Source organism: Rhodococcus wratislaviensis (assembly GCF_900455735.1).
GTDB classification, from domain to species: domain Bacteria; phylum Actinomycetota; class Actinomycetes; order Mycobacteriales; family Mycobacteriaceae; genus Rhodococcus_F; species Rhodococcus_F wratislaviensis.
This window is the reverse complement of the sequence record NZ_UAUI01000021.1, coordinates 44,499-58,213: the sequence shown is the minus strand read 5'-3', so window position 1 is coordinate 58,213 and position 13,715 is coordinate 44,499. Positions and strand designations below refer to the sequence as shown.

Sequence of the window (13,715 nt, the reverse complement as noted above, 5' to 3'; positions counted from 1 at the left end):
TCAATCGCCGAGCGGCGGTGGCCGGATACGCTATGGCCATGGCTGCGCCAGCGACACCCTCACCCGTGAATCCGCCCGCCCGTCCCCAGCCGTCGAGCGTCTACATCGCCTCACCGGAGGGCGACACCGGCAAGTCCACCATCGCGCTGGGTGTCCTGCAGATGCTGTGTGCGTCGGCGGCGAGGGTGGGCGTCTTCCGTCCGATTGCCCGATCGACGCAGGAAACCGACTACATCCTCGAGTTGCTCCTCGAACACACGACGGCCGACGTCGGCTACGAGGAGTCCCTCGGGGTCACGTACGAGCAGGTCCACGCCGATCCCGACGGCGCGCTCAGCGAGATCGTCTCCCGGTATCACCAGGTGGCGGCGCAGTGCGACGCCGTCGTCGTGATCGGCAGCGACTACACCGACGTGGCGAGCCCGAGCGAACTCGGCTACAACGCGAGGATCGCGGCCAACCTGGGCGCACCGGTGCTGCTCGCCGTGAAGGGAGCCCGGCGCACCCCCGAGGAGGTCGCGCAACTCGCCCATCTCGCGATCGGTGAACTAACTTCTCACCACGCCCATCCGCTCGCCGTGGTCGCGAATCGCTGTGACCCGGATCAGCTCGATGCGGTCACCGCCGCGTTGGCGTCGACCGGTGTGCCCGCGTGGAGCCTGCCCGAGATCCCGCTGCTGGTCGCACCGACCATGGCCGAACTTCTCGAGTCGATCGACGGCAGCCTGTTCAGTGGCGACCCTGAGCTTCTCCACCGCGAGGCGCTGCGCGTGATGGTGGGCGGAATGACGGCAGAGCACATTCTCGAACGGCTGACGGAGGGCACGGTGGTGATCGCCCCGGCCGACCGTTCCGACGTGCTGCTGGCGATGGTGAACGCGCATGAGGCCGAGGGATTCCCATCACTGGCGGGGATCGTCATGAACGGTGGGCTGATGCCGCACTCGGCGATCGCGAAGCTGATGGCCGGCCTGAAGCCGCGGTTGCCGATCCTCACCACCGAACTGGGCACGTTCGACACGGCCAGCGCAGCAGCGCAGACCCGTGGCCGGGTGGCGGTCGGTTCGCAGCGCAAGATCGACACCGCCCTGAGCGTCATGGAACTGCGGGTGGACGCACCCACGCTGCTGGAGCGGTTGAAGCTGCCGATCCCCTCGGTGGTGACGCCGCAGATGTTCGAATACCAGCTGATCGACCGCGCCCGCCGCGACCGCAAGCACATCGTGCTGCCGGAGGGCGACGACGACCGCATCCTCCGCGCGGCGGGGAGACTGTTGCAACGACAGGTGGCGGCGCTGACCATTCTCGGCGACGAGGTGCAGGTGCGGCGCCGCGCGGCGGAACTCGGCGTCGACCTCGGAGACGCGCAGGTGCTGAACCCCCGGACGTCCGACCACGCCGGTCCGTTCGCCGAGGAGTACGCGCGGCTCCGCGCCCACAAGGGCATGACCGTGGAGCGGGCCCGCGAGGTGATGGCCGACATCTCGTACTTCGGAACCATGATGGTGCACTTGGGAATCGCGGACGGCATGGTCTCCGGTGCCGCGCACACCACGGCGCACACCATCCGGCCGTCGTTCGAGATCATCAAGACGCAACCGGGGGTGTCCACGGTGTCGAGCGTGTTCCTGATGTGCCTGTCCGATCGGGTGCTCGCGTACGGGGACTGTGCGGTGGTGCCCGACCCCACGGCCGAACAGCTGGCCGACATTGCGATCTCCTCGGCGCAGACGGCGTCCCAGTTCGGCATCGATCCGCGCATCGCGATGCTGTCGTACTCGACTGGTGACTCCGGCAGCGGTGCGGACGTCGACAAGGTGCGCTCTGGGACGAAACTTGTTCGCGAGCGTCGCCCGGACCTGTTGGTGGAGGGCCCCATTCAGTACGACGCTGCCATCGAGCAGAGCGTGGCCGACAAGAAGATGCCCGATTCGGAAGTGGCCGGCAAGGCGACGGTCTTCATCTTCCCCGACCTCAACACCGGGAACAACACGTACAAGGCGGTGCAGCGCAGTGCCGGTGCGATCGCCGTCGGTCCGGTGTTGCAGGGCCTCAACAAGCCCGTCAACGACCTGTCGCGAGGGGCGCTGGTCGAGGACATCGTGAACACCGTGGCCATCACCGCGATCCAGGCGCAGGGAGCAGAGCAGTGACCGAGGGGTCCGTACTGGTAGTCAATTCCGGTTCGTCGTCGATCAAGTTCCAGCTGATCCACCCGGACACCGGTAAGTCCTCGGCGTCCGGTCTCATCGAGAGGATCGGGGAACCCGAGGGGCGCATCGTCTATCACCACCGCACCGGATTGGCGGAGCGCCACGTGCACATCGCCGACCACCGGGCCGGGCTGAAGATGGTGTCGGACATCGTCGCCGAGGTGGGCCGACCGCTGAGGGAGGCGGGGATCGTCGCGGTCGGTCATCGCATCGTCCACGGCGGCGACGTGTTCTTCGAACCCACGATCATCGACGACGCGGTGGTGCAGTCCATCTCGGACCTCTCGGCCCTTGCGCCGCTGCACAATCCGGCGAACGTGATCGGGATCGAGGTGGCGCGGGAGGAACTGCCGGACATCCCGCACGTCGCGGTGTTCGACACCGCGTTCTTCCACACCCTGCCCGCGGAGGCGTCGACGTATGCGATCGACCGGCAGGTCGCGAGGGAGCACTCCATCCGGCGGTACGGCTTCCACGGCACGTCGCACCAGTACGTGTCGGCGCAGGCGGCCGACTTCCTCGGCAGGGACCTGTCCGAGCTGAACCAGATCGTGCTGCATCTGGGGAACGGTGCCTCGGCGTCCGCGATCCGCGGGGGACTGGCCATAGACACGAGCATGGGGCTGACCCCGCTCGAGGGTCTTGTCATGGGCACGCGGTCCGGGGACGTCGATCCCGGTGTCATCCTGCACCTGCACCGCAGCGGGATGGGTGTCGATCAGATCGACGACCTCCTGAACCGGCACTCCGGACTCAAGGGCCTGTCGGGTGTCAACGACTTCCGGGCGCTCCTGACGCTCGTCGGCGAGGGCGACGAGGCCGCGGCGTTGGCGTACGACGTGTACGTGCACCGACTCCGCAAGTACATCGGCGCCTACCTGGTGGAACTGGGCGGCGTCGACGTCATCACGTTCACCGGGGGAGTCGGCGAGAACAATGTCGACGTCCGCCGCGACAGCCTGGCCGGGCTGGGGCGCCTCGGCATCGTCGTCGACGACGACCGCAACGGCGCGGATTCCCGGGACGCACGCCGTATCTCGGCGGACGACTCCGACGTGCAGGTGCTGGTCGTGCCCACCAACGAGGAGTTCGCGATCGCCCGTGCGGCGGCGGACCTGATCGGGGCCTGAGCGTTACAGCAGGCTCTTGGGCCGGATGGCGTTGGCGAGATCCACCAGCGTGTACCGGTGAGTGCGCTCGGGGGCGTTGCGGGCCAGGGCCCGCAGGCCGGCCTCGGCGCCCTTGCGGAGGCCCCGTTCGGTGAACGGCACACCGAGGATCTGCTCGAGTTCCGTCGCCGACGTGTGACCGGCACGCATCCAGTCCAGTGCGGTGCCCAGTACGAGCGTGCGCATCTGCAGTGCCCGGCTCTCCTCGGGTGCGAGCGCGGCGACGCGGAGTGCAGCCTCCCGGAGGGCTGCTTCGTCGATCTCCTCGATCGGTTTGCAGGACAACAGCATCAGCACACTCGTCATCCGGGCCATGGTGAAGTGCCGGGACGTCGCGGGAACCTGGTCGAGGGCGGCGATGGCACCGGGCAGGTCGCCGCGTTCGGTGAGTTGCCGCGCCAGCCCGAATGCCGCACTCACCATGCTGTGGTCGGTCCGCCACACCGTTCGGTAGTACTTCTCGGCGAACGCCCGCCACTGGTGGGGATCGGAACTTTCCCAGTGCTGCAGAATCAGTTCGGCGGTGGCGGCGAGCGCAAGCTTGGGAGCGGTCTCCCCGGGCATCGCCTTCAGCACGGATTCGAAGCGGGAGAACGCCGTCTCGTACTCGCCGTCGATGAGCGTCGCGAGTCCGGCGTACCAGTCGACGCGCCAGCTCCCGCCCATGTCTCCCTCCACGTCGCGGAGGAGTCCGGTGGCGGTGGCGGCGTCACCGAGATCGAGGTGCGCCTTGATCTCGGCGAGTGTGAGTTCCCGGGAGAACGACACGTCGAGGTCGCCGACGACCCGTTCGATACCGTTCTCGCGCGCGTGCCGAATGGAATCCAGTGTCTGCTGCGGTTCGCTGTGCACCGCGGCGGCCAGGAGCGGGGCGTTGGGATCGGTCGGGTCGATCAGGGGCACCGCCAACGCCTGCGCCACGGACTGCGGGTCGAGGTTCTCGTCCCGGTCGACGCCGTCGACGTACACGTCGGTCTGCTCGACGGCCTCATCCGTGCCGAACGTCGTTCTCTGCTTGCTGAACACGGTCGACAGTCCGGGATGCTCCTCGCCGGTCTGCTGCGCGAGCACCTCCCGCAGTACCGCCGTGAGCTGACCCGCCATCTCCTCGGCCGACGCGAAACGCCTGCTCGGATCGGGGTCGGTGGCGCGCAACAGGAGTCGGTGGAAGAACTCGTATTCCGCGAGGAGCGGCGCCTGCTCGGGGGACGGGATCCCGTCGAGGTACCGCCCCTTGTCGGACGGCATGTCGAGCGTCAGGACGGCGAGTGTGCGCCCCACCGTGTAGATGTCGGACGCCACGGTCGGGCCGGTCTTGACGATTTCCGGCGCCTGAAACCCGGGCGTGCCGTACAGGTAGCCGTAGTCCTCGATGCCGGCGACGGCCCCGAGGTCGATCAATTTGAGGGCGTCCTCGGTGACCATCACGTTGTCGGGTTTGAGGTCGTTGTACACCAGGCCTGTGGAGTGCAGATACGCCAGTGCGGGAAGGATTTCGAGCACGTAGGCGATGGCCTGCTCGACCGGCATGCGCTCGGGCTTCGCGTGCGTCGACAGGACGTCCCGCAGCGAGTGACCGCCCACGTACTCCATGACGATGTAACCCATCGGGGTCCCGTCCGACCGGGGATGCTCCACGAAGTTGAAGATCTTGACGATGCTCGGGTGGGCCACCTCGGCGAGGAACTGGCGTTCGGCGACCGCCACGGCCTGAGCCTCGGCGTCGCCGAAGTGCAACAGACCCTTGAGGACCACCCACCGGTCGCTGACATTGCGATCGATGGCCAGATAGATCCAGCCGAGGCCGCCGTGCGCGATGCAGCCCTGCACCTCGTACTGGCCGCCGATCAGCTCGTTCGGGCTGAGCAGCGGCCGGAAGTCGTAGGTGGCTCCGCACTTGGGGCACAGACCGAATTCGGAGCCCTCGGAGGTGGCGCTGGTGCGGCCCACCGGCTTGTTGCATTTCCAGCAGAAGCGCTTGCTCTCGGGGACTTTCGGGTCGGTCATCACGGCGGACGCCGGGTCGAGTGTCTTCACGACGGGAACCTCGACGAGACCGCCGCCGAGACGCAGGCGCTGCCCGGACCGGGTGCGCGGTGAGCGCGTCGAGCGGCCGGTGCCGGACGCGCCGGACGGCCGGGACGTCGGCGCCGCCTGGGTGGCCGGACCCTCGTCCGGTTCTTCCCGAACCGCGGCCTGCGTAGCGTCCTCTTCCGGCTCCCGTACGGCGGCCTGGGTGGCGATGTCCGGGTCGGTGGACTCGGGATTCTTCGGATGGTGCGGCATGCGTCCCCTCAGTCCTGGTACACGGCGGACGGCGGGGCGGGGGACGGCCCCAGCATCGACAGCCACTGGTCGTACATCCTGGTCCAGGTACCGTCACGGCGGATGCGTTCGAGCGTGCCGTTGACGAACCGCACCAGGTCCTCGTTCGACTTGGTGATGCCGACGCCGTACGGCTCGGCGCCCATGCTGTCTCCGACGATCTCGAGATACGGGTCCTGGGACGCCAGACCGGCGAGGATCGTGTCGTCGGTGCTCACCGCATCGACCTGCCGCTGTTGCAGGACCACCAGGCAATCCGACCACATGGGGACCGTCAGGATGTCCGCGGTGGGCGCCACCTGCTGCAACCGTGTCAGCGACGTGGTGCCGCGGACGACGCAGACCCGCTTCCCGTCCAGGTCGGCGGCGCTGCGGATCGGGGAGCCCTTCACGACGAGAACCCGTTGCTGCGCCTCGAAGTATTCGGAGGAGAACGCCACCCGTTCCTTTCGGTCGCAGGTGATGGTCATCGTCTTGGCCACGATGTCGACCATCGATTCCTGAAGTGCCTTCTCACGATTCGCCGACGTGAGGATGCGGTACTCGAGTCGGTCCGGGTCGCCGAACAGGTCCCGCGCGATCTCCCGGGCGATGTCGACGTCGAAGCCCTGGACGGTACCGGTGGCCGGGTCGCGGAAACTCATCAGATTGCTGCCCGTGTCGAGGCCGACGACGAGACGGCCCCGCGCGCGGATGGCGTCGACGGTCGGCATCGGCGGCGCGGCGTCGGTGTCGGGGAACGGGCGAAGGCTCGCGGTGGGATCGCCGCAGTCCTTCTCGGGAGTCGGCGGCGCAGCGCTGGTTTCGGGCGCCGGCATCGCGGCCGCGGGAAGCGGCGGCTCGGTGTACGACACGCTCGGCGATCCGACGTGCTCCGGACTCGACTCGGCGCACCCGCCGATCAGCAACGTGGCCGCCACCAGCACCAGCGCGATCCGGCGCCGCCTCACTGGTACTCCCGCAATCGAGGCCACAACCCGATGATAATTCCGCCGAACGCGATCAGCGTCAGGACGAGGGCACCGGAACCGAGCGCGGTCAGCACCCGGGCCGCGGATTCGACATTCGACCGCAACCGGTCGCGTGCGGCGCCGATTCCGTCGGTGAGCGCGTCGTCGACGGCGGTGAACTGAGCCGCGGAATCCGACGGTCCCGGTCCGATGGCGACCATTGCCGCCGAGACGAAGTCGCCCTTGGCGAGGATCTCGTTCATGCGGTCGTGTGCCGAGGACCAGCGCGTCCACGCCTCCTGCGCCCGTGCCACCTCGTCGTGGCCGACGGCGCGGTCGCCGTCGTGTGGGTAGCTCGACAGCAGGGTGTCGAGCTGACCGGACTTGTCTTCGAAGACGGCGTCGTAGTCACCGTTCGAGTCACGGCGGACCAGTTTGAGGGTCTCCTCGGTGCGCGCCTGCTGGGCCAGGATGCGGGCGGCGGTCAACTCGTGCATCGGGCGGGCGCCCTCGGTCAGTGCCCGCTTGGTGTCGAGGGAGGAGACCAACCCGGCGACCAGCATCCACACCAGGAGGATCGCCGTGCACGACGACGCCACGATCAACCCGAGGTTGAACGTGCGCCGACTGAGCCTCGCGATGACGATCTGGGCGACGAGCAGCGCGACGAGGGCCACGAGGATCAGGATCAGCGCCAGCCAGGGCGGACGGGAGTAGTCCCGTTGCGTGTCCGCGACGTCGGATTCCTGCTGGGCGTGCAACTGCTGCGCCATCGGCAGCATGCTCGTCTGCATCAGCGTGGACGCCTCGCTGAGGTAGGCCGCGCCGACGGGATGACCGGTGCGGTTGTTGGCGCGCGCGGTCTCGACGAGACCGGAGTAGACGCTGAGGTCGGTGGAGATGGAGGCGAGCAGGCGCCGGCTGTCCACGTCGCTCGCCGCGAGCCCGCCGGACGCGTACACGAGGTCGGCGGAGGCCGTGCCGATCGCCTGCGTGTACGTGTCCCGGAGTTCGGGAGGTTCGAGACCGCCGGAGATGAACGCCGTCGTGGCCGCGGCGTCCGCCACCGACAGGGCGCTGTACAGGTTCTGCGCCGAGAACGACAGCGGTTCCGTCTCGGCGAGGACAGTGTCGAGGGTGGCCTCCCTGCTGTTCACCGTCGAGGCGGCCAGGAGGCCGGCGGTCAGGGTGAGCAGGACCAGGAGGGCGCCGAGGGCGGTGAGCTTGGCGGGAGTCGACACCAGGAACGCGCGCAGTTCCTTGCGGCGTGCCATCGCGGGGTCGACGTCGTCGTCCGCGGCGGCGGACAATGCGCGGCTGCCCCGGGGTTCGATCGACGGTGCCTCCCGCAGAACCACCTCGCACCCCTCCTGTGTCATGGCCGCACTTTGTGGGGAGCATATAAGCAGCGGTCGGTTCACGACTGCCGACGGGCAGTTCCGGAAGAAACCGTTAGTGTGAGGGAACTGCAGGGAGACCCATCAGGTCGGACAGGGGTAGTCGATGCGTGGTGACGGTGACGGCTGGGCAACCGGGCCGGACGGCAGTCGTCATTGGGGCAAGCACGGTGCGGCCGGGTTGTTGCTGCGTGCGCCGCTCCCGGACGAGACGCCGGCCGTGCTTCTGCAGCACCGTGCGGCCTGGAGTCACCAGGGCGGCACCTGGGCGTTGCCCGGCGGTGCCCGGGACAGCCACGAGACCACCACCCACGCCGCGGTACGCGAGGCGCACGAGGAAGCCGGCATCGAGAGTGCAGCGATCCGCGTCCGCACCGAGGTCGTCACGATGAAGGCCGCGAGCGGCTGGAGTTACACCACCGTGATCGCCGACGCCGAACGCCCGCTACCCACCGTCGCGAACGGCGAGAGCACCGAACTGCGGTGGGTGCGGGAAACCGACGTCGCCGGGCTCCCGCTGCACCCGGGATTCGAAGCGGGGTGGCCGCAACTGCGCACCACCGAGGTGCGATTGCTGCTCGACCGGCACGACGTGCTGGGCGAACGCGGCGCGCTGGCGCAGTTGTCGAAGGCTCTGCCCCGCACGGTGCACCTGCCGGACGGCACGTACGGGTGGCTGCCGCGCGTCGAGGTGCTCGAGGCCCCGGACGCAGTCGGTCGCCTCGCCGAACCGGCCGGCCACGGCACCACGCTGGGAACGATGACGGCGGTCGTCACCACCGACCCCGACCTGATCGAACAGTTGCCGGCCACCGTCGTGGTCCTGCCGCCCGCCACGGTGCTGAACTGGCTGGATCAGCCGTAACTAAGCGCTCTGCTGCAACAGGGCGGACAGCGAGCGCGCGGCGGCCTGCGGGTCGCGGGCCTCGGTGATGGCCCGCACGACGACGATGCGGGAGGCTCCCGCGGCGAGGATCTCCGGAACCCGGGCCTCGTCGATGCCCCCGATCGCGAACCACGGGCGGTTCGGCTCGGAGTCGGCGGTCGATCGCACCAGATCGATGCCCGACGCGGTCCGCCCGGGCTTGGTGGGGGTGGCCCACACCGGTCCGGTGCAGAAGTAGTCGACGCCGTCCTCGATCGCCGCGAGGCTGGCCTGCGCGCGGCTGTGGGTGGAGCGGCCGATCAGGACGTCGGAACCCACCACGGTCCGTGCGTACGGGACGGGCAGGTCGCCCTGGCCGAGGTGCAGCACGTCGGCCCCGGCCGCCAGCGCCATGTCGGCGCGGTCGTTGACCGCGAGCAGCGCTCCGTGACGCCTGGCCGCGGCCGCGAGCACCGACAGCGCCGCCAGTTCGTCCCGGGCGTCCATCGTGCCGAACTTCTTCTCTCCGGCCGAGCCCTTGTCGCGGAGCTGGATGATGTCGACGCCGCCGGACAGCGCGGCCTCGGCGAACTGCGCCAGGTCGCCTTTCTCGCGCCGAGCATCGGTGCACAGATACAAACGTGCTGTTCCGAGGCGGCGCCGACGGTCCGTGAGGTTGCTGTGATGCGAGGTGGTCACGGCATGACGGTAGCCTCTACGGTGAAAGTGCAACACGGGAGTCCCGGGGAACGTGGGGCTGAGAGGGGCTCACGCCGAGCCCGACCGTCATACCTGACCCGGATCATGCCGGCGCAGGAAGTGAGGTGGAGTTCAATGGCGAGATCGGTATCCGTCGTCGGAGGCGGAGTGATCGGCCTGTCCATTGCGTGGCGAGCAGCCCGCAACGGCTGGTCGGTGAAGCTGTACGACCCGTCGATCGGTTCGGGGGCGTCCTGGGTGGCGGGCGGCATGCTCGCCCCGTTGTCCGAGGGCTGGCCCGGCGAGGAGAGCGTCCTCGAACTGGGGAGCGCGTCGCTCGACCGGTGGCCCGAATTCGGGAAGGAACTCGAGGCCGGAGCCGGCGTCGAGCTGTTCACGTCGGAGAGTTCGCTCACCGTCGCGCTGGACGGCGCCGACGCGGAGGACCTGCGGACCATCGCCGAATGGGTGGGTGCCCAGGGGCGGGAACTGCAGATCCTGAACCGTGCCGAAGTGCGCGCCCTCGAGCCGATGCTGGGGCGCGGAGTCCGATTGGGACTCTTGGCCGTCGACGAACTGGCCGTGGACAACAGGCTGCTGTTGCAGGCGTTGCAGCGGTGCGCCGTCGACGCCGGAGTGGAGCTGATCGGGGAGGCCGTGCACAGCCTCGACCGGCTCGACACGGACCAGATCGTCGTCACCGCGGGCATCGCGTCCCCGGCCCTGTGGCCCGGGCTTCCGGTGCGCCCGGTGAAGGGCGAGATCCTGCGGTTGCGCTCGCGTCCGGGGGTGACTCCCGCACCGGGCCGCACCATCCGCGGCAGTGTGCACGGCAGGCCCGCCTACCTGGTTCCGCGAGCCGACGGCATCGTCGTCGGTGCCACCCAGTACGAGTCGGGCAAGGACATTCAGGTCACGGTGGCCGGTGTGCGGGACCTGATCGCGGACGCCGAGGCGCTGATGCCCGCCATCGGCGAGTACGAACTGCGGGAGACCTCGGCGGGTCTGCGTCCGATGACCCCGGACAACCTGCCGCTGATCGGCCGGGTGTCCGATCGGGTCGTGGTGGCGACGGGACACGGCCGTAACGGCATCCTGCTCACCCCGGTGACCGCCGACGCGACGGTGGCATTGTTGGAGGGCTCGGCACTGGTCGAGGCGAAAGCCGCCGACCCCGAACGTTTCGAGAAAGTAGCGAGGTAGAGATGAGTGAGCAGCAAGTAGTGGTGCCGATCGGCATCAGCGTCAACGGTGAGGACCACGAGTTCACGGAACCGTTGACCGTCGCCGGGCTGCTGGAGGTGCTGAACCTGCCCACCAAGGGCATCGCGGTGGCCGTGAACGGCGCCGTGTTCCCGCGCGCCCGGTGGGACGAGCTCGTGGTCCGGGGCTGGGAGATCGAGATCCTCACGGCGGTGCAGGGTGGCTGACGCGACGCCCGGCGTGCAGAAGGGCCTCACGATCGCGGGCCGCACGTTCGGTTCACGGTTGATCATGGGCACCGGCGGCGCAGCCAACCTCACGGTGCTCGAAGAGGCGCTCGTCGCGTCCGGCACCGAGCTGACCACGGTCGCGATGCGCCGCGTCGACGCCGTCGGCGGCACCGGTGTGCTGGACCTGCTGCGCCGGCTCGACATCGCGCCGCTGCCCAACACCGCCGGGTGTCGCGGTGCTGCCGAGGCGGTGCTGACGGCGCAACTCGCCCGCGAGGCGCTCGAGACCGACTGGGTGAAGCTCGAGGTCATCGCCGACGAACGCACCCTGATGCCCGACGCCATCGAGTTGGTCAGCGCTGCAGAGCAACTGGTCGACGATGGTTTCATCGTCCTGCCGTACACCACCGACGACCCGGTTCTGGCCCGCAGGCTCGAGGACGTAGGCTGCGTGGCCGTGATGCCGCTGGGTTCGCCGATCGGCACCGGGCTCGGTATCGCGAACCCGCACAACATCGAGATGATCGTGGACGGTGCGGGGGTACCCGTCATCCTCGACGCCGGCATCGGGACGGCCAGCGACGCGACCCTCGCGATGGAACTCGGCTGCGATGCCGTGCTGCTGGCCACGGCTGTGACCAGGGCGAAGGACCCGGCACTCATGGCGTCGGCGATGCGCGGGGCCGTGGTGGCGGGCTACGAGGCGCGTCACGCGGGCCGCATTCCCAAGCGGTTCTGGGCGCAGGCGTCGTCGTAGTCCTCGGGGTCGCGTCGGGGTCCCGCTCAGGTCCGACCGGTACCAGGGGACGAGTCGGGTGTAGACCTGCGGCCGATGCGCGCCGGCCGCAGGTTCCGGCATCCTTCTCACCATGATTGAAGTGAGGGGACTTTCAAAGACCTTCGGTGCGACGAAGGCGGTGGACAACCTGACGTTCAACGTGAAGCCGGGTATGGTCACCGGCTTCCTCGGCCCGAACGGTGCAGGCAAATCGACGACGATGCGCATGATCCTCGGGCTGGACCGCCCCACGGCGGGCAGCGCGTTGATCGACGGCAAACCGTACAGCGACCTGGTGCAGCCGCTGCGGACGGTGGGGGCTCTGCTCGACGCTAAATGGGTGCACCCCAACCGCTCGGCCCGCGCCCATCTGCAGTGGATGGCGGCGTCCAACTCGCTGCCGAAGAGCCGGGTCGACGAGGTGCTGCACCTCGTCGGGCTCACCGAGGTGGCCGGGAAGAAGGCAGGCGGGTTCTCGCTGGGCATGTCCCAGCGACTGGGCCTGGCCGCCACGCTCCTCGGCGACCCGAAGGTGCTGCTGTTCGACGAGCCGGTGAACGGGCTCGACCCGGAGGGCATCGTCTGGATCCGGAAGTTCATGCAGCGCCTCGCCGCGGAGGGGCGCACGGTGCTGGTGTCGAGCCACCTGCTGTCCGAGATGGCGCTCACCGCCGAACATCTGGTGGTCATCGGCCGGGGGCGTCTGATCGCCGACACCACCGTGTCCGAGTTCGTCAGCAAGTCCTCGGAATCGACGGTGCGCGTGCGGAGCCCACAGCTGGACGCGCTGCGGAGCGCGCTGACGTCCAACGGGCTCACCGTGCGCGAGGACGGATCCGACGGGCAGCAGGCGCTCGTCGTGGTGGATTCGTCGACGGACGTCGTCGGCGGGATCGCCGGTTCGCAGGGCATCGTCCTGCACGAGTTGGCATCTCAGCGCGGATCGCTGGAGGACGCCTTCATGAAGTTGACCGGAGACGACGTGCAGTACCACGCAGAGGGCGTCGAAGATGTGATGAGGGGTGCACTGTAATGGCTGTTCTCAATGCCGAACGGATCAAGATCACGTCGACGAGGTCGCCGTGGTGGTGCACGGTCATCATCATCGTGCTGGGTCTCGGTCTCGCCGCGGTCATCGGGCTGAGCGCGAAGGCCAGCATCAACTCCTTCAACAACCAGATCGCCGACGGTAAGCAACCGGATTTCGATCCGTTCCTGCCGCAGATGTCGGACGCGGTCGGCGGTGTCTCCGGATTCGGCGTGCTGGTCCTGATGATCCTCGCGGCGCTCGCCGTGACCAGCGAATACCGGTTCGGCGTCATCCGCACCACGTTCCAGGCCATCCCGAACCGCGCGTCCGTCCTCGTCGCGAAGGCCGGCCTGATCGGCGCGTTCGGCGCCGTGCTGACGTTCGTACTCACCTTCGGCGCGTACGCCATCGCCAAGGCGACCGCGGGTGACGAGGCCGGAGCGGCGCTCACCTTGTCGGGTGACGACGCGTGGCGGTCGATCTACGGTGTCCCGATCTACGCGTTCCTGTGCGTGGTTCTCGCCGTCGGCGTCGGCACGCTGCTGCGCCAGTCGGCGGGCGCGATCGCCCTGCTGCTGCTGTGGCCGCTGCTGATCGAGAGCCTGTTCAACCTGTTCGGCTCGTTCGGCGAGAAGATCATGCCCTTCCTGCCGTTCCTCAACGCCAACAACTTCCTGGGGGCGCCGCAGGGGGTCGAATTCCACTGGGGCCCGTGGGGCAGCCTCGTGTACTTCGCGGTGTTCGTCTTCGTGATCTTCGGGGCCGGCCTGGTGGTCGTCAACAAGCGCGACGCCTGACACCCGATACAGTACTTTCGCCTCGCTCCTCCGCCAGGTGATCGTCGGGAGACCTGGCT

12 protein-coding genes and 1 riboswitch are annotated in these 13,715 nt (G+C 68.7%); of the genes, 8 read left to right on the top strand and 4 right to left on the bottom strand.

The window, feature by feature from the left end; genetic code table 11:
• Positions 1–32: 32 nt before the first annotated feature.
• Together pta and DTA22_RS22220 are read left to right on the top strand one after the other, a co-directional pair.
• Positions 33–2,153, top strand: coding sequence for a phosphate acetyltransferase (gene pta, locus DTA22_RS22225; RefSeq protein ID WP_112300915.1), 2,121 nt, complete (start codon positions 33–35; stop codon positions 2,151–2,153).
• Entirely contained in the window at positions 2,150–3,343 is a 1,194-nt protein-coding gene (locus tag DTA22_RS22220) for an acetate kinase (protein WP_112300914.1), read from the top strand. Before pta ends, DTA22_RS22220 begins: the two co-directional genes overlap by 4 nt.
• A gap of 3 nt (positions 3,344–3,346) precedes the next feature.
• Here DTA22_RS22220 and DTA22_RS22215 read toward each other — a convergent pair whose 3' ends face one another.
• From DTA22_RS22215 to DTA22_RS22205, 3 genes are read right to left on the bottom strand one after another with little or no spacing between them, the layout of a single operon-like run.
• Positions 3,347–5,668 carry a serine/threonine-protein kinase gene (locus DTA22_RS22215; protein WP_112300913.1) on the bottom strand — a complete coding sequence of 774 codons (2,322 nt, stop codon included), beginning with the start codon at positions 5,666–5,668 and terminating at the stop codon, positions 3,347–3,349.
• 8 nt (positions 5,669–5,676) lie between these two features.
• On the bottom strand, positions 5,677–6,657 hold the full coding sequence (locus DTA22_RS22210) for a glutamate ABC transporter substrate-binding protein (RefSeq protein WP_081792679.1): 981 nt from the start codon (positions 6,655–6,657) through the stop codon (positions 5,677–5,679).
• A complete protein-coding gene (locus DTA22_RS22205; protein ID WP_112300912.1) occupies positions 6,654–8,036 on the bottom strand; it encodes a hypothetical protein in 1,383 nt (460 codons plus the stop codon). Before DTA22_RS22205 ends, DTA22_RS22210 begins: the two co-directional genes overlap by 4 nt.
• A gap of 124 nt (positions 8,037–8,160) precedes the next feature.
• Between DTA22_RS22205 and DTA22_RS22200 the strand changes: the two genes are divergently transcribed.
• On the top strand, positions 8,161–8,919 hold the full coding sequence (locus tag DTA22_RS22200; protein WP_037240864.1) for an NUDIX hydrolase: 759 nt from the start codon (positions 8,161–8,163) through the stop codon (positions 8,917–8,919).
• Here the strand turns inward: DTA22_RS22200 and thiE are convergent, their stop codons facing one another.
• On the bottom strand, positions 8,920–9,618 hold the full coding sequence (gene thiE / locus DTA22_RS22195) for a thiamine phosphate synthase (RefSeq protein WP_112300911.1): 699 nt from the start codon (positions 9,616–9,618) through the stop codon (positions 8,920–8,922). It lies immediately after the preceding gene.
• 24 nt (positions 9,619–9,642) lie between these two features.
• A riboswitch (TPP riboswitch) is annotated at positions 9,643–9,755 on the top strand.
• Between thiE and thiO the strand changes: the two genes are divergently transcribed.
• The 5 genes from thiO to DTA22_RS22170 all read left to right on the top strand — a co-directional run bounded on the left by thiO (position 9,754) and on the right by DTA22_RS22170 (position 13,656).
• On the top strand, positions 9,754–10,821 hold the full coding sequence (gene thiO, locus DTA22_RS22190; protein ID WP_112300910.1) for a glycine oxidase ThiO: 1,068 nt from the start codon (positions 9,754–9,756) through the stop codon (positions 10,819–10,821). (Overlaps the previous riboswitch by 2 nt.)
• A gap of 2 nt (positions 10,822–10,823) precedes the next feature.
• The gene (gene thiS / locus DTA22_RS22185; RefSeq protein ID WP_037240872.1) at positions 10,824–11,048 is read left to right on the top strand and encodes a sulfur carrier protein ThiS; all 225 of its coding nucleotides are present in this window, start codon (positions 10,824–10,826) and stop codon (positions 11,046–11,048) included.
• Positions 11,041–11,808, top strand: a complete 768-nt coding sequence (gene thiG / locus DTA22_RS22180) for a thiazole synthase (RefSeq protein WP_128641507.1) — start codon at positions 11,041–11,043, stop codon at positions 11,806–11,808. Before thiS ends, thiG begins: the two co-directional genes overlap by 8 nt.
• Positions 11,809–11,920: 112 nt before the next feature.
• The gene (locus tag DTA22_RS22175; RefSeq protein ID WP_011594987.1) at positions 11,921–12,862 is read left to right on the top strand and encodes an ABC transporter ATP-binding protein; all 942 of its coding nucleotides are present in this window, start codon (positions 11,921–11,923) and stop codon (positions 12,860–12,862) included.
• The gene (locus tag DTA22_RS22170) at positions 12,862–13,656 is read left to right on the top strand and encodes an ABC transporter permease (RefSeq protein ID WP_037240603.1); all 795 of its coding nucleotides are present in this window, start codon (positions 12,862–12,864) and stop codon (positions 13,654–13,656) included. The genes DTA22_RS22175 and DTA22_RS22170 overlap by 1 nt, the downstream gene beginning before the upstream one ends.
• Positions 13,657–13,715: the final 59 nt, after the last annotated feature.

Bases quoted from the DNA above. Each gene is read 5' to 3' on its own strand.
- pta (WP_112300915.1), top strand. From the start codon at position 33: ATGGCCATGGCTGCGCCAGCGACACCCTCACCCGTGAATCCGCCCGCC.
- DTA22_RS22215 (WP_112300913.1), bottom strand. From the start codon at position 5,668: ATGCCGCACCATCCGAAGAATCCCGAGTCCACCGACCCGGACATCGCC.
- DTA22_RS22175 (WP_011594987.1), top strand. From the start codon at position 11,921: ATGATTGAAGTGAGGGGACTTTCAAAGACCTTCGGTGCGACGAAGGCG.
- DTA22_RS22205 (WP_112300912.1), bottom strand. From the start codon at position 8,036: ATGACACAGGAGGGGTGCGAGGTGGTTCTGCGGGAGGCACCGTCGATC.
- DTA22_RS22170 (WP_037240603.1), top strand. From the start codon at position 12,862: ATGGCTGTTCTCAATGCCGAACGGATCAAGATCACGTCGACGAGGTCG.
- thiS (WP_037240872.1), top strand. From the start codon at position 10,824: ATGAGTGAGCAGCAAGTAGTGGTGCCGATCGGCATCAGCGTCAACGGT.
- DTA22_RS22200 (WP_037240864.1), top strand. From the start codon at position 8,161: ATGCGTGGTGACGGTGACGGCTGGGCAACCGGGCCGGACGGCAGTCGT.
- thiO (WP_112300910.1), top strand. From the start codon at position 9,754: ATGGCGAGATCGGTATCCGTCGTCGGAGGCGGAGTGATCGGCCTGTCC.